At 72.6% G+C, this 17,427-nt stretch carries 12 protein-coding genes; 7 read left to right on the top strand and 5 right to left on the bottom strand.

Annotated elements, in window-relative coordinates:
* Positions 1–329 precede the first annotated feature (329 nt).
* The gene (locus tag ACIQ9E_RS08365) at positions 330–1,649 is read right to left on the bottom strand and encodes a cytochrome P450 (RefSeq protein WP_403703876.1); all 1,320 of its coding nucleotides are present in this window, start codon (positions 1,647–1,649) and stop codon (positions 330–332) included.
* Positions 1,650–1,956: 307 nt separating this feature from the next.
* Between ACIQ9E_RS08365 and ACIQ9E_RS08370 the strand changes: the two genes are divergently transcribed.
* Positions 1,957–3,411, top strand: a complete 1,455-nt coding sequence (locus tag ACIQ9E_RS08370; protein ID WP_403703879.1) for a cellulose binding domain-containing protein — start codon at positions 1,957–1,959, stop codon at positions 3,409–3,411.
* 64 nt (positions 3,412–3,475) lie between these two features.
* On the opposite strand, the gene ACIQ9E_RS08375 is transcribed toward ACIQ9E_RS08370, so the two are convergent.
* Positions 3,476–4,378, bottom strand: a complete 903-nt coding sequence (locus tag ACIQ9E_RS08375) for a LysR family transcriptional regulator (RefSeq protein ID WP_403703882.1) — start codon at positions 4,376–4,378, stop codon at positions 3,476–3,478.
* Between the two features lie 70 nt (positions 4,379–4,448).
* Here ACIQ9E_RS08375 and ACIQ9E_RS08380 point away from each other — a divergent pair, with 70 nt between their 5' ends.
* Positions 4,449–5,390, top strand: coding sequence for a reductase (locus tag ACIQ9E_RS08380; RefSeq protein WP_403703885.1), 942 nt, complete (start codon positions 4,449–4,451; stop codon positions 5,388–5,390).
* Positions 5,391–5,543: 153 nt separating this feature from the next.
* On the opposite strand, the gene ACIQ9E_RS08385 is transcribed toward ACIQ9E_RS08380, so the two are convergent.
* Positions 5,544–6,419 (bottom strand): GNAT family N-acetyltransferase, encoded by an 876-nt coding sequence (locus ACIQ9E_RS08385; protein ID WP_403703888.1) that lies wholly within the window; start codon positions 6,417–6,419, stop codon positions 5,544–5,546.
* Positions 6,420–6,619: 200 nt separating this feature from the next.
* On the opposite strand from ACIQ9E_RS08385, the gene ACIQ9E_RS08390 reads away from it, so the two are divergent.
* The 3 genes from ACIQ9E_RS08390 to ACIQ9E_RS08400 all read left to right on the top strand — a co-directional run bounded on the left by ACIQ9E_RS08390 (position 6,620) and on the right by ACIQ9E_RS08400 (position 9,370).
* Positions 6,620–7,186 carry an EF-hand domain-containing protein gene (locus ACIQ9E_RS08390; RefSeq protein WP_403703891.1) on the top strand — a complete coding sequence of 189 codons (567 nt, stop codon included), beginning with the start codon at positions 6,620–6,622 and terminating at the stop codon, positions 7,184–7,186.
* Positions 7,187–7,587: 401 nt separating this feature from the next.
* Complete coding sequence (locus tag ACIQ9E_RS08395; RefSeq protein ID WP_403703894.1) at positions 7,588–8,538, top strand: class I SAM-dependent methyltransferase; 951 nt, start codon at positions 7,588–7,590, stop codon at positions 8,536–8,538.
* A 319-nt stretch (positions 8,539–8,857) separates the two neighbouring features.
* The gene (locus ACIQ9E_RS08400) at positions 8,858–9,370 is read left to right on the top strand and encodes a hypothetical protein (RefSeq protein WP_403703897.1); all 513 of its coding nucleotides are present in this window, start codon (positions 8,858–8,860) and stop codon (positions 9,368–9,370) included.
* A 120-nt stretch (positions 9,371–9,490) separates the two neighbouring features.
* Here the strand turns inward: ACIQ9E_RS08400 and ACIQ9E_RS08405 are convergent, their stop codons facing one another.
* Positions 9,491–10,333 (bottom strand): DUF4097 family beta strand repeat-containing protein, encoded by an 843-nt coding sequence (locus ACIQ9E_RS08405; RefSeq protein ID WP_403703899.1) that lies wholly within the window; start codon positions 10,331–10,333, stop codon positions 9,491–9,493.
* Between the two features lie 205 nt (positions 10,334–10,538).
* Positions 10,539–11,315: a S1 family peptidase gene (locus ACIQ9E_RS08410; protein ID WP_403703902.1), complete on the bottom strand. Its 777-nt coding sequence runs from the start codon at positions 11,313–11,315 to the stop codon at positions 10,539–10,541.
* A 306-nt stretch (positions 11,316–11,621) separates the two neighbouring features.
* Here ACIQ9E_RS08410 and ACIQ9E_RS08415 point away from each other — a divergent pair, with 306 nt between their 5' ends.
* Positions 11,622–14,099 carry a toxin-antitoxin system YwqK family antitoxin gene (locus tag ACIQ9E_RS08415; protein WP_403703904.1) on the top strand — a complete coding sequence of 826 codons (2,478 nt, stop codon included), beginning with the start codon at positions 11,622–11,624 and terminating at the stop codon, positions 14,097–14,099.
* A 390-nt stretch (positions 14,100–14,489) separates the two neighbouring features.
* Complete coding sequence (locus ACIQ9E_RS08420) at positions 14,490–17,426, top strand: ABC transporter substrate-binding protein (RefSeq protein WP_403703907.1); 2,937 nt, start codon at positions 14,490–14,492, stop codon at positions 17,424–17,426.
* Position 17,427: the final 1 nt, after the last annotated feature.

Below are 17,427 nucleotides of genomic sequence, written 5' to 3' on the forward strand. Positions count from 1 at the left end.
AGTCATTTCGTCCTACGAACCGGTGAACTCCATGCAGCGGAGGTTTAATCGCGCGCAGAACCGTACTCATGGTCATACGAACACATGAGCGCATGGCGGGTTTCGCTCCCGGTACCGATCCGGAGTGCGCCGGAGCAGGGGAAACAGCCCCCGGCGGTACCGGGCCGAGGGCCGGGCACCGGGTGGGAAAGCGGTACCACCGGCGCCCGGTACGGTGCCGACCAGGCCGCGCCGCGGGTGGCCCGGGGTCCGGTTCCGGTCAGCGTCCGGGGCGGTGCCGAGGACCGGCCGGGAAGCCCCGGCAGGCCTGGGGGGCCGGGGGCCGGGGGCTACTTCGCGGGCGGAAGCAGGGTGGCGGGGGTCGGCCCGTCCGGGCGGACGGTGATCCCGTACACCGTGCCGGCCGGTACCGAGCGGAAGCGGGGCGTATGGGCGGGCAGCAGCCGTTCCAGCAGGGCGGCCGACTCCCGGAGCGCGAACTGGAGGCCCAGGCAGGCCCGGGGGCCGAGGCCGAACGGGAGATAGCCGCCCGGGTGCGCCGGCCGGCGGCCCTGCGTCGTGAACCGCTCCGGGTCGAACCGTTCCGGGTCCTCCCAGACGGCCGGATCGCGGTGCGTCAGATAGGGGCAGACCAGTACGTCGGTGCCCGCCTCGACCCGGTGACCGGCCAGTACATCGTCCTCGGCGGCGCAGCGCGGCAGCATCCAGGCCGACGGATAGAGGCGCAGCGTCTCGTGGACCAGGGCCTGGACGGCCCGGCTGCGCTCGGGCGAGCCTTCCACCCCCGCGGCCAAGGCCCGCTCCCGGGCCTCGGGGTGACGGTCGAGCAGCAGAAACAACCAGGTCAGGGTGGTTGCCGTGGTTTCGTGACCGGCGAAGAGCAGGGTGACCAGCTCGTCCCGGATCAGCCGGTCGGTGTACTCGGGGCGGGTGCCGGCCGCTTCCAGCAGTACGTGCAGCAGGCCCGGCCCGTCGGGTCCGGATCCGGCCCGGGCCGTCGCGACGGCCCGGCTCGCCAGGGCGTCGATCCGGGCCAGTTCGGCGGCGACGTCCGCCTCGGCGGCGGTCGCGTCCGCGGGCAGGCCGGGCAGCGCGGCCACCACCGCGGGCACGGACGCCAGACCGTGTTCCACACCGGGGTCGAGGGGGTGTCCGGTCAGGGCCCGCCAGATGGTGTCCAGGGCGAAGCGGCGCAGCTCCTCACCGACGTCGAAGACCTCGCCGGTCGCCGCGTACCCGTCCCAGCGCGCGGCGGCGACCCCGGCCGCCGCCGCGATCCGCTCCTCGTACCTGCGCATACCCCGGCCGGTGAACTGGGACTGGAGTAGCTTCCGCTGCCGCTTCCACGCCTCGCCCGTCGCGGCCAGTACACCGTCGCCGATGAGGAGCCGGGCCCGGTGCGAGCGCTTCACATAGCGCTCGGGGCGGAGCGCCAGGACCTGTTGCACCGCCTCGGGGGAAGTGACCAGCACGGTCGGGCGCGGTCCGAGCGGAAGCGCGGCGAGTCCGCCGAGCCGCCGCTGCGCCTCGGCGAACAGCTCGACCGGTTCCCCGCCGGCGGCCCGCCAGCGGCCGACGACGGCGGAGTCGAGCGCGGGCACCGGGCGCCCGGCCGGTGGGGGCGGGCCGGGACGGACGGAGGTGGCCACGGGGCGACTCCTCATCGACGGGGCTGTCGTCACGCACTGTAGCGGAGCAGGCGCGGCGGGCGACAGCCCGCGCGGGCGCCGTCCCGTGGTGTCCGCGGTACGGCCCAGACCCTGCGGTCCAGGGGGGCCGCGACGTCGCGAATACCCCCAACTTCCTTGTCAAAACGGGTTGTTCATCACGTACCGCAGACGCTTCACGCTCTGCTCAACAGCACCTTTCCCGTTCGCTCTTCAGTACGATCATCGGCAGTCGCCCGGCTCCGGCCGGGCGATTCTTCCGTCCCGATCCGTATCGGAGAGGCAGATCATGCGAAGAACCCCCCACAGCCGGCTGCGCACCACCGCGGCCGGTGCGCTCGCGATGATCCTCGGCACCGCCGGGCTCGCGGCGATCCCCGGCACCGCGAACGCGGCCGGCACCACGGCTGCGCCCGGCACCGCAAGCACGTCCCCCACCGTGGCGAGCACCTCCGGCGGCACTCTCGCCGTGCAGTACCGCACCGGCGTGAGCAGTGCCGCCGCAAGCCAGTCCGCGCCCTGGTTCAGGATCCGTAACACCGGTACGGCCGCCGTACCGCTCAGCGGCGTCAAGCTCCGCTACTACCTCAAGGCCGATGCGGCCACCACCAACTACCGCTTCGCCTGCGACTGGGCGGTCCGGGGCTGCTCCAACGTCACCGGCTCCTTCGGCACGCTCGCCCGGCCCACGGCAACGGCCGACCGCTATCTGGAGATCGGTTTCACCGCCGCCGCGGGCACCCTCGCCCCGGGCGCCGACTCCGGTGATATCCAGGTGCGCTTCCACCGCACCGACTGGCAGCAGCTGGTCCAGAGCGACGACCACTCCTTCGGGGCCGCGCAGTCGGCCTACGCGGACTGGCCGAAGGTCACCGCCCAGCTCGCCGGCACCACCGTCTGGGGCACGGAGCCCGGCGGCCCGGTCGATCCGCCGCCCGCCCAGACCCTCTTCGACGATTTCGCCTACACCGCGGCAAACGACCCCCGGCTGACGGCAAACGGCTGGATGATCCGCAGCTGGGGCGGCGGCCCGGGGGTCCCCGGGGCCACCTGGTCCCCGCAGAACATCGGCTTCGGCACCGAGGGCGGCAGCACCCTGCTCAAACTGAGCACCTCCACCGAGGGCACCGCGGCCAGCACCCGGCAGGCGGAGATCTCCACCAATACGATGAAGTTCCGCAACGGGACCTACGCGGCCCGGGTGAAGTTCAGCGACGCCCCGGCCGGCGGCCCCGACGGCGACCATGTGATCCAGACGTTCTTCGCCATCAACGACCTCAAGTCCCCGATGGCCGACGACTACGCGGAGTACGACTTCGAGTATCTCCCCAACGGCGGCTGGGGCGAGACCTCCAGCGCCTTCTTCACCACGTCCTGGGAGACGTACCACCCGGTGACCGGGCAGGTACTGAACACGCACACCGTGGAGCGCCGGAGCTTCGACGGCTGGCGCGATCTGGTGTTCACCATCGACGACCAGGACATCCGCTACTACGTCGACGGCAGGCTCTTCGGCACGCACAGCTCCGCCTATCTCCCGGAGCGCGGGATGCTGATCGCCTTCAACCAGTGGCTGACGAGCCTCGCGGGCCAGACGTCCACCGCGCCCAGGACCTACGAGCAGCAGGTCGACTACGTGCTCCATGTCAAGGACCGGGTCCTCACCCCGGCCGAGGTCGCGTCCCGGGTGGCGGCCTACCGCACCGCGGGCACCTCGTTCGAGGACACCGTGACCGCGAGCTGAGGCCACCGCGGCGGCCGGCTCCGGCACCCTCGTGGTGCCGGTCCGGTCCCCGCGGGCCCGTGCGTCACCGCCCCACGGCCGCCGCCCGGTCCCGCAGCGCCTCGATCAGTGCGGCGAGCGGGGGATCGTTCCGGCGGCGGCCGATCACGGCGATCCCGATGCGCCGGACCGGCTCCGGCTCCGCGACCGGGACGGCGCACACCCCCGGGGGCATCTCCTGCGCGAGCGCGATGGACGGGATGAGCCCCACGCCCAGCCGCGCGGCGACGAGGGAGCAGGCGAAGAAGTAGTCGGTCGTCGTACCGCGGACCTGCGGGACGAAACCCGCGCGTCCGGCGTAGCGCCGCAGATACTCCTCCGTCTTCAGACAGCCCAGCACCCATGGCTCGGACGCCAGCTCACCGAGGTCGAGCGCGGTACGGTCCGCGAGCCGGTGACCTGCGGGCAGCACGATCCGCAGCGGATCGTCGAGCAGCGGAATCCAGTCCATACCGGAACGCCTGCCCGGCAGCGGGCCGTCGAAGCAGTAGGCCAGCCCGAGCTGCACCGCCCCTTGGCGCACCTGCCGCAGGGCGTCCTCGGGTTCGGCCTCCCGCACATGGAGCATGGCGTCGGGGCACGCCGCCGTCAGCGCGGTGAGGGCGCCGGGCAGCAGAAACCTGCCGCCGCTGGTGAACGTGGCGATGGTGAGCTGGGGGCGGCCCGAGCCCAGCAGGTCGACCTGCTGCCGGGCGTAGGCGAGTTCGGCGGCGACCGACTCCGCCGCGGCCACCATGATCCGCCCGGCCTCGGTGAGAGCGGCCCCCCGTGTGCTGCGGCTCACCACCGGGGTGCCGACGGTCCGTTCCAGCGCGGCGATGTGCTGGGAGACCGCGGACGGTGTGAGTCCCAGCGCCGCCGCCGCGCGATTGAAGCTCCCGCACTCCGCGACCTCCCGCAGCACCCGGAGCCGCTGCACATCAATCAACAGTTTTCCTTAATACCCATCCAGCAAGGAACCAGTTCCACTGAGGACCCTAGGACTTCACGATGGGGGCATGCAAAGAATCTGTGTGATCGGCGGCAGCCGTTACTTCGGCATCCTCCTGGTCCGGCGTCTCCAGGCCGCCGGGCACCGGGTGACCCTCGTCAACCGGGGTTCGGCCCCGCCGCCTCCGGGCGTCGACCATGTCCTCGCCGACCGCAACGATCCTGCGGCGCTCGAAGCGGCCCTGGGGTCCCGTACCTTCGACGCGGTCTCCGACCAGTTCTGCTACAGCCCCCTCCAGGCGGCCGAGGCGGTCCGCGTCTTCGGCGGGCGGACCCGGCGGTACGTCATGACCTCGACCATCGAGGTCTACAATCCGGCGACGACGTCGCTTCCGCAGGTCGCGGAGGACACTCTGCTGTCGGAGGGGACCGTGAACCCGGTGGGCCGGCCGGTGGATCCGGGGCTGCCCTGGCGCGACCAGGAGTTTCTGGACGCGCACTACTCGGAGGGCAAGCGGCAGGCCGAGGCCGTGTTCACGCGGGAGGCGGACTTCGAGTTCGCCACGGTACGGGTCGCCCATGTACTCGGCGGGGGCGCACAGGACTTCACGGGCCGGCTGGCCCACTACACCGAACGCATCGTGCGGGGCGAGGAGATCGCGATCCACGCACGGGCGCTCCCCTCGTCCTTCGTCCACCACGAGGAGATGGCGGACTGCCTGCTGTGGGCGGCCACGGAGACCGATTTCACGGGCCCGCTCAACGCCTGCTCCGACGGGACCCTGGACGTCCACGGCCTGACCGCCGCCATCACGGCCCGGACCGGCCGTGAGCCGCGGTTCCGGACGGTTGCCGAGGGCGAGGAGGCATCGCCGTACTCCTTCGACCGCCACTACGCCATGAGCAACACCCGCGCCGCGGAGCTGGGATTCCCCTTCTCCCCGGTCCGGGACTGGCTGCCGTCCGCCGTCGACGAGGCGCTCGCCGCCGCCGGACTGCCGACCGTCTGACCAGCCTGCCGACCGCCTGCCGACCGCCGATCGGTCCCGCCGACCGGGGCCGGGTGCGATGTCCGGGCCGGGTGCGGTATCCGGTTCCCCGCCGGCCTCCGCGCCCGGCACCCGCGTGATGCGCCGGTCCACCGGTCCGCCGGGTCCCGCCCGTCAGGCGCCGGGGGCGTCCGGTCCGGCCGTCGGCGGCGGTTCCGCGACGAGCATCGTGCCGATCCGGCGGAAGCCGAGGCGGGCATAGAGCCGGGCGACCGATTCGTCCGCCGCCGAGAGCACCACCAGCGATGCTCCCGCCGACCGGGCGTCCGCGATCAGTGCCGCCGTGACGGCGAAGCCCAGACCGCGCCGGCGCGCCGACGGCAGGGTCGCCACCCCGACGATCTCGGTCGCCCCGGCCGACGGCAGATGCTGCCCCGAGCAGAGCACCTCCCCGTCCCCCGTGACGGCCGCCGCGACCCCGAGCAGCCCCGCCCGGATCCGGTCCTCCGTACGGGAGAGGCTGCCGTCGGCCTTCACCCGCTCCGCTTCCGCCGCCAGCCGGGTCCGCTCCTCCGGTACCGCACCGTGCGCGGCGGGCCCGGGGCCGAAGACGAGCCCCGCCACGGCGAGGGCGCCCGGCAGCTCCACGTCACCGGCCCGCAGCACCCGTATCCGTACCCCGTCGGCAGGCTCCGGCACGGCGGACGGCGCCTCGTCCGGCGCCAGGGCCATCAGGGGATACTCCTGCACCGCGAGCCCGGCGCCCTCCGCCGCGGCGCGCAGCGCCGGTGCCGTCTCCGCGACCCATTCGAACCGCTCCGGCGCCCCCAGCTCCCGCTGCCGGGCGCGCACCCGGGTCATATCGCCGGAGGTGATCCGGCTCCCGGGGGCAGGGCGCGCGAACCGGGGCCAGCCCCCGCCCGGGCCCTCGGGGACGAAGAGGGTCAGCGGGCCGAAGTCCTCGGCCCGGGCGGAGGAGCGGGGCACCGCGTCGAAGTACGCCTCCGACGCGGCGCGCAGGAACGAGTCGTCGTGAACCCTGTGAGCCATGGCCGCATCCAACCAGACACCCCGGACACCACTGACAACGCCCCCGGGCCCGCGCGTCCGGGTGCGGTCGGCGGTACGGCTCCGGACGGGTTTCGGGACCGGGTTCCGAACAGGATTCCGAACGGTCCGGACGGGTTGGGCAGGGGTAGACCGAGACGGGGCGCGGTGCCCCGACGATCACGAAGACAAGGGCGGGACACATGCCGGAGATCAGCGGGTTCCTGGAGCGGAAGCTCGCGCGGAGGTTCCTCACATACGACACCGACCGTGACGGTTTCATCGAGCGCGAGGACTTCGAGACCGCGGTGCGCAGGCTCGGTGCCGCGTTCGGCCGTCAGGAGGGGTCGGCGGACCTGGGGCGGGTGCGGGAACTGGCCGTGGGGCTGTGGGAGCACCTGGTACGGGTGGCCGATACCGACGGGGACGGGAGGATCGACGAGGGTGAGTACCGGGCGGCGTTCGCCGCCGGGCTGCTGGTGACGCCCGCGTCGTTCGACGCCGGATACATACCGTTCCTCGACGCGCTGATGGACGTGGTGGACGGGGACGGCGACGGACGGCTGACCCGTGCGGAGCAGGTCCGCTGGACGGGCGCGCTGATGGGGATGGAGGAGGGCGACGCACGGGAGGTCTTCGGGCGGCTCGACGGAGACGGGGACGGGCTGATCCACCGGGACGACCTGCTGGAGGCGATCCGCGGGTACTACTTCGACGAGGACCCCCACGGCCCGGGTGCCTGGCTGCTGGGCCCGCTGGACCTCGGCTGACGCAGCGGCGACGGGGCGCCCGGAGCCGTACCTTCGTACGGTGTCGGCCGGGCGCCCCGGCACCGCCCGGATCCCCCTGCCGCGGGCCTCCGGCCGCCGGACACCGAGCACCAGGCACCAGGCACCAGGCACCAGGCACCGGCGGGCCATGACCGGATCCGCGCCGGAGCGCCGGGTTCCAGTCAGGTTGGGCGTGCCGGGATATCCGGCGCGGGTCCGGGGAAAAGATCATCCCGTCCCGATCTTCCGCAGACCGAACCGGAGCAGCCGCACCCCCACCCGCATCCGCCCCGTGCCGACTCGTCACCGCCGACAGCAGGCACAACCCCGCAGCCCCGCAGCCCCGCAGCAACACGACAGCAGGACAGCACGGTTCAGAGCACGTCCTTCCCGGCCGTTCCATGACCGAAAGGCTTCTCTCCTTGCGTGCCCAGACCCCCAAAGCCGCCGCCGAACCCTCCCCCACGGTGTTCGAACGGTTCCCCCTCATCCAGCGCGGTCTCGACCGGCTGGAGCGCCGGCCCACCGCCTTCGGACTGGCCATGTGGGCCGCCGGACTGGTCAAGCCGGTGTTCCTCGACCATCTGGTGGTGCCCGAGCCCCGCGCCGAACTCGCCCCGGTACGAGAGTTGCTGGAGAAGCACCGGGAGACCTATGCCGAGCGTCTGACGGGCTTTCTGCAGCTCGCCGATCTGCTCGCCGGGATCTCCGTCGAGGGGAGGGAGCTGGGCACGGTCCCCTACTGGGGCAACACCTGGCTGCCGCCCCTGGACGCCCTGTCCCTGTACGGTCTGCTCGCCGAGAACAAACCCGCCCGGTATCTGGAGATCGGCTCCGGCAACTCCACCAAGTTCGCCCGCCGCGCCGTCGACGACCTCGGGCTCGCGACCAGGATCGTCTCGGTCGACCCCCGCCCCCGGGCCCCGATCGACGCTCTCTGCGACGAGGTCGTCCGGGTACCGCTCCAGCAGGCGGACCCGGCGGTCTTCGAGCGACTGGAGCCGGGGGACATCGTCTTCCTCGACGGGTCGCACCGTCTGCACATGGGCTCGGACGTGATGGTCTTCTTCTTCGAGCTGCTGCCGAGACTGAAGCCCGGAGTACTGATACAGGTCCACGACATCATGCTGCCGGCCGACTATCCCGAGTCCTGGCGCTGGCGGCTCTACTCCGAGCAGTATCTGCTGGCGGCGATGCTCACATCGGCCCCTGAACGGTTCGACGTCCAGCTCCCCAATGCCTTCGTCCACGGCGACCCGGAACTCCGGGCCCTGCTCCGTCCGCTCTGGCACCGACTCGGGGTCACCCGGCACTTCCGCCCCGCCTCGTTCTGGTGGCGTCACCAGGGCTGACGCGGCGCAATGCCGGACGCCCGCCCCGGGGAGCGGTGTCCCCGCTCTCCGGGGTCCGTGCCCGTGCAGCCGCCGTCCCGCCGTCCCGCACTGTCGCAGGACCACCGATCCGATGGCCCAGAGTGGCGCCATATCGCGCCAGCACCGGCCTCGACCCTCGGTTTCCTTGGGACTCCCCAGCCTCTCGGCCTGCGCCGATCCGGCTCATCGCCGGTGAATCCCCGGGGTTTCACCTGGACAAACAGGGACTAACGGACCGGGGGGCGGGACGGGGCCCGGCAGGCGCCGCGCGGCGCAACGGCTGTGCCATGATAGTTCCATGGAACTACGGGAGTACGTCGAGTCCCTGCGCGACGAGCTGGTCGCCGCCTCCGCGGCGGGCGATGCCGAGACCCGCGCGGTGGCCGAGCGGCTCGTCGCTCCTCTGGAAGCGGCCGTCCGGCTCACGCTGCTCAAGGTCCTGTCCGACGCGGCCGACGAGATCACCCGGGACCTGGCCCCCGGCTCGGTGGACCTGCGGCTGCGCGGGATGGAGCCGAGTTTCGTGGTGACCCCGCCCCCGGGTGACGAGGGTCCCGCAGGGGACACCGCCGACCCGGTGGACGACGCGGCGAGCGAATGGACCGCAGGAGGCTCCGGCGGCGCGGCGGGCGGCGCCACGGCACGGATCAACTTCAGGCCTCCGCAGGCGATGAAGGAGCAGATCGAAGAGGCCGCTTCACGGCAGGGCATCTCGGTCAACGCCTGGATGATCCGCGCCTCCGCGGCGGCGCTGGCGAACAACCGGCGGACACCCCGCGGCAAGCAGCAGTTCAACGGCTGGGTGCGATAACCACCCCGGCCCACGGCCCCGCCCGGGACCCCGCGGTCCGTCGGCCGCGTACGGAGCACTCCGCTTCGTACGCGACGAGGCACCCGACGAGGCACCCGGCGAGGCACGCGACAAAGCCCGTCAGGCCCGGTGGACCGTGATGTCCCCGTAGGACGTCTTCCCCCGGACCGCGATCGACTGCTCGGACGATTCGGCGACGCTCTCCAGCGTGTTGAACACCCGCCCGTACCCGGTGGACAGGTCCAGCTTCGCCGGAAGGCCCGCGCCGAGCCCGATCTCCAGATCCCCGGTGGACGTCTTCAGCTCGACCGTACCGCGGGTCACCTCCCCGATCCGGATGCTGCCGTTCGCGGTTTCGGCCTCGGTACTGGCCCCCCGGGCGCGCTCGACGGCGATATCGCCGTTCGCGCAGCGGATCCGGATATCGCCGGTGACCTCGCGGATCTCCGTACGGCCGTTGGAGTTCCTGGCCACGACGGCCCCGCTGACCTCTCCCACCCGGATCCGTCCGGTGCCCGTGATGAACTCGGCATCGCCGTCGACACCGGCCACGGTGATCCGACCGCCTCCGGTCTTCAGTCGCAGCGGACCGGTGCGGTCCAACTGGATATGCCCGACGGAGGTCTTGTACGTGCACTCCCCGAGGCGCCCGGAGCCGTGGAGGTCCGCCACCTCCGCTTCGGCGCGCAGGGCCGAGCCGCTGGGCACCACGATCGACACATCGACCGAGCGGGTCTTCCGGGAGAGGTCCAGCTTCTTGGACTTGGGGGTCCTGATCGTCAGCACTCCCTCGGCATACTCGACGCTCACCTGCTCGGCGGCCTTCACATCCGACTCGTCGGTGTCGTCGCTCGGCTGCACCTCGACGACGGTGTCGGTCCGGTCCTCGGCGAGGATCTCCACATCGCCCGCCCCCATGTCGATCACGACGGAGATCGGTTCGGGAGTCTCAAAAGCAGGCATGCCTGGTTCCCCTTCTCGCACTGTCCCACGGTCGTCCCCGCACCTCACCGACGGGCACTCGCATGGCGCCATTATGGTGCAGGCATTGCACCACATCAAGTCGCCCTCTTCACCCGTGATGGCGCCGCGCTGGCGCCATCACGGGTGGATCGGTCCGGCGCGGCACCGCCGGGCACGGCGCAGTCGCTCCGTGCGGTGTCCGGCCTCAGCCGACGGGCAGGCCCAGTCCGGCGGCGACGGCCCCGGTCCGGGTGAACACCGACTTCAGATGCTCCGTATCGCAGTACTTGTTCCCGGTCGAGACCACGCCGATGACCCGGCCGCCGGCGATCAGCGGACCGCCGGAGTCACCGCGACAGATGCTGTCGGTGGTGCCGGCCCCCGGCAGGCCGCAGACCTTGAGCGTCCCGGAGTCCCCGGGCTCGGTGAACGGCTCGCACTTGGCCAGCGGCCCGAGGGTGAGCACGGCCGACTTCAGCCGGGTGCCATTGGTGTCCCGGGCGGTCAGCCCCCAGCCGACCGCCTTCGCCGTCTTGCCGTGGGCGTAGAGCGCCGACTCGTTCGGTCCGGCGACGGGCAGAGTGGCGTACGGCATCGCACCGGCGAGGGTGAGGACGGCGGCGTCGTACGCGAAGGTGCCCTGTGTGTACTTGGCGTGGAGCTTGATGGACGAGATCGCGCGTACGGTGCCCTTGGTGCTCTGGATCTCGGTCCGGCCTCCGATCACCTGGAATTCGCGTGCCGTCGGACCGGCCACGCAGTGGGCGGCGGTCAGCACCTTGGTGGGCGCGACCAGGGTGCCTCCGCAGACATGCGCCCCGTCCTGGGAGACGATCCGCATGGCGTACGGATGGTCGGTGACGGTGGTGTTCTGGCCGCCGCGGACGGCGACGGCGGGAGACACGGTGGCGGCGGTCCCCGCCGCCGTGAGCAGGGTCGCGGTGAACACGGCAGCGGTGGCGCGCCTGTTGGACCTGGGCATGGGAGCCTCTCGGGAAGCGGGCGTACGGCCGGGTCGGCGGTACGTCCCCCCAGCAGGACGGCACCTTCGCCCGCCGGGTTCGTCCGCCCCGCCAACGGTGGCATTCCTCTCATCAACTTGCCTCGGACAACCGTTTGTTGGGTCCGGAGAAGCCCGGTACCGGCAGGGGCCTCGGGCCGCCGGCGGACGGACGGCGCCGGCGGACGGACGGCGCCGGTGGACGGACGGCGCCGAGGGGCGGGGTGAGCCGGGACCGGAGTGGCCGGCGGGTTCGGGGTGTCGGTGGGAGGTGGTTCCATTCGGCCCATGCCTGATGATCTGCACAGCGACAACGGTGTCGGGAACGGCTCCGAGGAGGTACCGGGGCCGGTGACCGGGGCTTCGGGGCCCGCACGTCCCGGCGGGGCCCCCGGGCCCGCGGAGGGTACGGACCGGCCCCCGGGTGTCCCCGCGGAAGCCTCGTACATCGAGGAGTGGGAGCTGTTTCCCGGCGGCCCGAAGTGGCCGGCGTGGGGGATCGGTGAGCGGAGCGGCACGGCTCCGACAGGCCGGTGGCGGCTGTGGCGTCCCGACGGGATACCGCTGGAGGAAGGCGACTGGCGCGACGGGAAGCGTCACGGAACACTGCTGCGCTACCACGACGACGGCACCCTCGCGGTCCGCGCCGAGCACCGTGACGGCACGCCGGTGACCGTGACGGGCCACCGCAGCGACCACCCCAGTTGCGACCCGTTCTCGTTCGACGGCTGGCCCCCGGCCGTCCGTACCGTCGTCCACGATTTCGACGAGGGGGGTACCAAGGTCCGCTGGGCCTGCTTCGCCGCCGACGGCACCGAGGTGACCATGGCCGGTGATCCCGTGCCGGAGCGCCCGGCCGGGGTGCCGGACACCGCCACGTACTGGCCGACCGGGAAGTGGTCGGCCCCGCGCTGGCGGGACGGCCGCCTCGAAGGGGTCGCGCGGCACTGGAACCCCGACGGGACCCCGCATCTGATCGTCTACAACCGCGCGGGCGACGAGGTCGCACGCCACGGCGACAGGCCGCTCGCCGAGGCGGCCCGGGACGGTGATGCCGCGTCGGTCGAGCTGTGCCTGGCGGCCGGGCTGGGGAATTCGCCGGGGGTGGTGCGGTACGCCGCGTACGAGGAACTGCCGCAGCTGGCACTGCGGTTGCTGCGACGGGACCGGGCCGGGGAGGGGCCGCCGGCACCGGTCGCCGCGTACGAGCCCGGTCCGCCGCCTCCCGAAGCGCCCGCCGACGCGGTGTGGGTGCAGAGCTTGGAGTCGTACGTCGTCGGGGACGTCGACGAGGAGACCGGTGCCGCGGTCGGGACCTGGCGGATCTGGAAGCAGTCCCGCTCTACGTCGCACTTCGAGCACCGTTACAGCGAGGCCGATTTCACGGACGGACGGCGGGCCGAACGGCGCAGCTACTTCGCCGGCGGTGAGCTGTCCGGGCTGGAGCGCCGGGGGCCGGACGGAACCCGGCTGAGACGTTCATGGGACTACCGCCACCGCCTCGACCGGGAAACGGAGTCGGCTGCCGACGGCACCAGGACGGTGCGGTCGTTCCACCGCGACGGGGCCGTCCGCATGGAGCGGACCACCCGCGACGAGGCCCTGGTGGTGGCGTCCTGGTACGACGCTTCCGGGATCCGTACCGCCGAGGTCACCGCGGCCGACACCACCGTCGGCGGCGAACCGGTCGAATGGTGGCGGGCCCTGGACGCGGCCGGTGCGCTCGTCGCGGAAGGGGCCGTCGAAGCCGGTACGGGCGGCGGGCCGGTCGGGCCGTGGCGGCTCTACGGCGCCGACGGCACCGGCCTCGGCACCGTGACCTTCGACGGGCTCGACCGGATCGCGGCCGACGCCGATCTGGGCCGTATCGCCCATGCCCTGCCCGGCTGGCACGCGGCGCCGGCCGGGCCCGAACTCGCCGGCGCCGACACCGTGCCCTGGTCCGGCCTCGCCACCTTCTACGGCGACGCCCGCCATCTGCCGTTCCTGCTCAAGGGGTTGACCCTGCCCGATCCGTACGCCTTCTCCACCGCGCTGGCCGTGCTGTCGAACCTGCTGTGGCACCAGGAGACCATCACCACGGCCACCGGACCGGCGTTCCGGTATCTGACGGCGCTGGTCGACCGTGTCGCCACCGACGACGGCCGGAAGCGGCTGCTGGACCTGCTGGCCGCCGTCGTCACCGTCGACAATGCGACCGGCGAGACCGGCGAATCGGTGAGCGGTCAGATCCGGCGGCTCAAGTCCGCCTTCGCCGGTGCACCCGCCCGCGGTGAATGGTCGACCAACGACACCGGCTACACGGACTACGGCTGGGAGGACGCCTACCACGAGATCTTCACCAGCCTCGCCGGCGCGGTACCGGTGTGGCGGGCCCTGGCCGCCCACCCGCGGGCCGACCTCCGGCAACTCGCGGTCGTCCTGCTGGCCGCCGCACCGGGCGAGGCGGCCGCGGCCGTACTGTACGAGCGGCTCACCGCCGAACCCGCGGCCGGGATCCGGGCGGAGATCCTGCTCGGCCTGGCCCTGCACGAACCCGGCCCGCGCAATCTGCAGTCGCTGGAGCGCCATCTGACCGACCCCGACCCGCTGCTGCGCCTCTGCGCCTCGCTGAGCCATCACCGGCAGGGGTACGCCCCCGCCGGTGATACGGACCGTACCGTCACCGCGCCGGCCGAAGACGGCCTCGACCCGGCCCGCTATCACCGGCTGAGGCTCGCGGGGGACGAGCTGCCCACCCCGTCGGCCCCGGAAGCCGCCGGCTGATCAAGGGAACGGGCCCGGGTCACCATCGGTTCTCCGCCGCCGGGAGCTGGGCCGCCGGATCCCACCCGTGCCGGTTCCGGGCGGGCCGTGCCGTGTGCCGTCGGCCCGCCCCCGCCGTCTGCGTTCGCCGGGGCCTTCCCGCCCGGTGCGACGGGGTCCGGGTCCGGAACCCGACACCCCCGGGGGTCCGTGTGCGGCCGCCGGGCATCCGGCACCCCGCCCGCCCCCGTATCCCGTCCGCGCCACCGGCTCCGTTCGCCGTACCCCGTCGGTCATGTTGTCGTACATCTTCAGTAGGCAGCATGGGAGTTCCCGCCAACGGGAAACGACCCCCTTGCGCGGGTCCGCACCGGCGGCGTATCCCGTCCTGAGACGAACGGGGGGAAGTCGATGCGGAACGAGGATCGTGAGCTGCCGCCGTGCTCCGACACCGGGCACGGCATGTCGACCGGGGCGGGGGCCGATGTCCAGCGGCGGCTGGAACTGCTGGTACGGGACTTTCGCAGCAGCCATCCACCGATGCCGGTGGTCGTCCTGCACACCCGGAACGGCGACGCCCCCGACGCCGCGGCGGGCCGGGACGGCACGAACACCACGGTGGCCACGGGTACGGATGCCGAGCAACAGGTCGTCCGTCTGGTGGAGGAGCTGTACGCGGGCCATGACGCGCACGGGTCGCGCTGCGCCGTCGCCCCCACCGTGCTGGAGGGGGCGACCGAGGTCCGGCGCGCCGCCGGTCTGGTGCGCCACCTCGGCGATCCGCTGCGGTGGAACAGCCGGCGGGCCGGCTACCGCCGCTACTCCTTTCCCCGGGTCCGGCTGGTCGGCGCCATCGAGGACGCCGTCCGCGAACTGGATCCGGACTGGCCCCGGTCGCCCGCGTCGACGGGCTTCTCCCAAGGGCTGCCCGACCCCGCGCAGAGCCTGCTCGACCAGCTCGCCCGGCAGCGGTGGCGGCCCCGGGGCTCCTCCCGCTGGAGCGACCGGCTGCACCTCTTCGACATGGCGCACATCCTGCCGGTCAGCCTGGTGGCCGTATTCGGCGCACTGGCCACCCGCGCCGACTGGTCCATCGCGCTCATCTCCGGCCTGGGCTTCCTGCTGCTGCTGGTCCTGCTCGACAATGTGCTGCCCGGCCGGGCACCGCTCTTCCTCTGGCTGCGCCGGGAGAGCCGCTGGTTCCTGACCACGACCTTCCTCCGCGCCGCCTCGCCCGGCCGTCCGACCGATTTCTCCCTGGTGCGCCCGGTCCGCTCCTGGAACGCCATCGCCGCCCGGGCCCACGAGGTCGCGGAGGCGCTGAAGACGGGGGACGATTTCCAGCTCCAGCTGTACGTGCTGGCGCTCTGCGAGGATCTGCGCGACAACCACCGGCGCTGGAGCTGGGACCTCCGCGGTTTCAAACGGCCCCGCCCGCCGGTGCTCTTCGTACCCCGGGCGAGCGCCGGCAACGGCGGCATCGAGCTGATCAAGGCGGTCAGCGACGTCCGCAGCCGGCGCAGCGAACTCGACCCGCTGCTGCTCGTCGCGTCGGTCCGGGCCGCCGATGTGGAGCGGCTGCAGCGCAGTTCCGTCCAGGACGCCGGTACGGCTCCCTGGACCTGGTATCAGGAGTGGGGCCGCAATCTGCGCGCCGGGCAGTCGCCCAGCCGGGCCCTGGCCGAGCTGCCCTGGGTGATCAAAGTGCCGCTCCGCGCGGACCGCCTGGTGGTGGCCGACGAAGCGCGGCGGCAGTGCGTCCGGGCGACGACCCGGCCCACCGTCGCCCGGCTGGTCTGGTCGGTGCACACCCTGGCCCTGGTGACCGTGCTGATCGCCACGGGAACCGCCCTGCACGCCCGGGAGCTGGCGGACCGGTACTGCTCCAGCTCCCTGCTGTCGGCCAACCGCGATACCGTCCGGCTGAGAGCGCCCGGGGCGTCCGAGCCCGAGTGCATCGGCATCGCCGCCGGGGACGTCCGCTTCTCCGACTGGCTGAAGGAGGACGAGCAGGCACCCGGACCGGGCCGGCTCCCGTGGACTCTGGAACAGCTGGAGAAGAGCATCCGCAAGGAGAACGCCAAGGTTCTCCGGGACAACCCGGACAACTATGTCACCGTCGTCTACGCGGGCCCCTTGAGCACCTCTCCCCGTGAGCGCACCTCCCCGGTGAAGGGCATCGAGGAGCTGGCGGGCGTCCATCTCGCCCAGGCCGTGATCAACAAGAGGAGGTCGACGGGGCTCCGGGTGCTGATCGCCAACGGCGGGGTGGACATGCGCCATCAGAAGGCCATGGCCGAGTCCATCGCCCGGTACGCCCGGCGGGATCCCACGCTCGTCGGGGTCGTCGGCGCCGGGCGCGATCTCACCACCAGCACGGACACCGCGATCATCCTCGCCGACGCCGGGCTTCCGGTGGTCTCGGGCACCAACTCCGCGAGATTTCTGCCCCGGGAGCGTGCCAACTGGTTCAGTCTGGCGGCCCCCGACGACTGGCAGATCGAACAACTGGGTCTGATCGCCCGGCAGCTGCGCACCCCGCAGACCACCCAGTACGCACTCGTCCTCGCCCGCGACACCAGGAACTCCGACGACCGGTACACCAACGAACAGGCCGCCTTCAGCAACAAGATGCTGGCCAGGGAGGACTACGAGGTCCTGCCCGAGCGCCGGTACGCCGTCCGGTCCGGCCGTGCCGAGCTGGAGGCGCAGACCGAGGAGATCTGCCAGGGTCCCCGGGTCCCCTCGGTGATCTACTTCGCGGGCCGGGTCGAAGACGTCGGCCCGTTGATGAGTCAGCTCAACACGGAGCAGGGCTGCGCCGGCCGGAACATCTCCGTACTCACCGGCGACGACCTGTCCAAGGCCGACTTCACCCCGCAGGGCGGCGAGGGGATGCCGGCCAATGTCACGCTCTACCACGCAAGCCTCGCCAGGCTCGCGGCGCAGGGCGCCACGAGTTTCTACCGGGACGCCGAGAACCATCTGCCGGGTCCCGACGGCCGGCGGGACTGGGCCGGTCCGGGCTCCGCCGTACTGGCGAGCGGTCAGACCGCCCTCGCGCACGATGCCACCCGGGCCCTGCACGAGGCGGCGGGCGTCGGGGACCAGGCCCAGAGCCGGGCCGCCACCTGGGTCAACCTGCGGACGGTCGTCCTGCCCAATATGGCGACGGGGACCATCGACTTCACCGGTTCCCGGCCCCGCCGGCCCCGTTCGGGCCACAGCATCGTGCTCAACAGGGTCCGGAGCGGCCCGGACGGCACACCCGTCCGCCGTGCCTTGTGCGCCAGGGCGGCAGGCGACGTCCGTCCGCTGACCGTGGCGGAGTGCTCCATCCGCCGCTGAG

This window comes from Streptomyces sp. NPDC094448 (genome assembly GCF_044763775.1).
Lineage (GTDB): Bacteria > Actinomycetota > Actinomycetes > Streptomycetales > Streptomycetaceae > Streptomyces.

Bases quoted from the DNA above. Each gene is read 5' to 3' on its own strand.
- ACIQ9E_RS08385 (WP_403703888.1), bottom strand. From the start codon at position 6,419: ATGGCTCACAGGGTTCACGACGACTCGTTCCTGCGCGCCGCGTCGGAG.
- ACIQ9E_RS08395 (WP_403703894.1), top strand. From the start codon at position 7,588: ATGACCGAAAGGCTTCTCTCCTTGCGTGCCCAGACCCCCAAAGCCGCC.
- ACIQ9E_RS08400 (WP_403703897.1), top strand. From the start codon at position 8,858: ATGGAACTACGGGAGTACGTCGAGTCCCTGCGCGACGAGCTGGTCGCC.
- ACIQ9E_RS08380 (WP_403703885.1), top strand. From the start codon at position 4,449: ATGCAAAGAATCTGTGTGATCGGCGGCAGCCGTTACTTCGGCATCCTC.
- ACIQ9E_RS08410 (WP_403703902.1), bottom strand. From the start codon at position 11,315: ATGCCCAGGTCCAACAGGCGCGCCACCGCTGCCGTGTTCACCGCGACC.
- ACIQ9E_RS08405 (WP_403703899.1), bottom strand. From the start codon at position 10,333: ATGCCTGCTTTTGAGACTCCCGAACCGATCTCCGTCGTGATCGACATG.
- ACIQ9E_RS08370 (WP_403703879.1), top strand. From the start codon at position 1,957: ATGCGAAGAACCCCCCACAGCCGGCTGCGCACCACCGCGGCCGGTGCG.
- ACIQ9E_RS08415 (WP_403703904.1), top strand. From the start codon at position 11,622: ATGCCTGATGATCTGCACAGCGACAACGGTGTCGGGAACGGCTCCGAG.
- ACIQ9E_RS08390 (WP_403703891.1), top strand. From the start codon at position 6,620: ATGCCGGAGATCAGCGGGTTCCTGGAGCGGAAGCTCGCGCGGAGGTTC.
- ACIQ9E_RS08420 (WP_403703907.1), top strand. From the start codon at position 14,490: ATGCGGAACGAGGATCGTGAGCTGCCGCCGTGCTCCGACACCGGGCAC.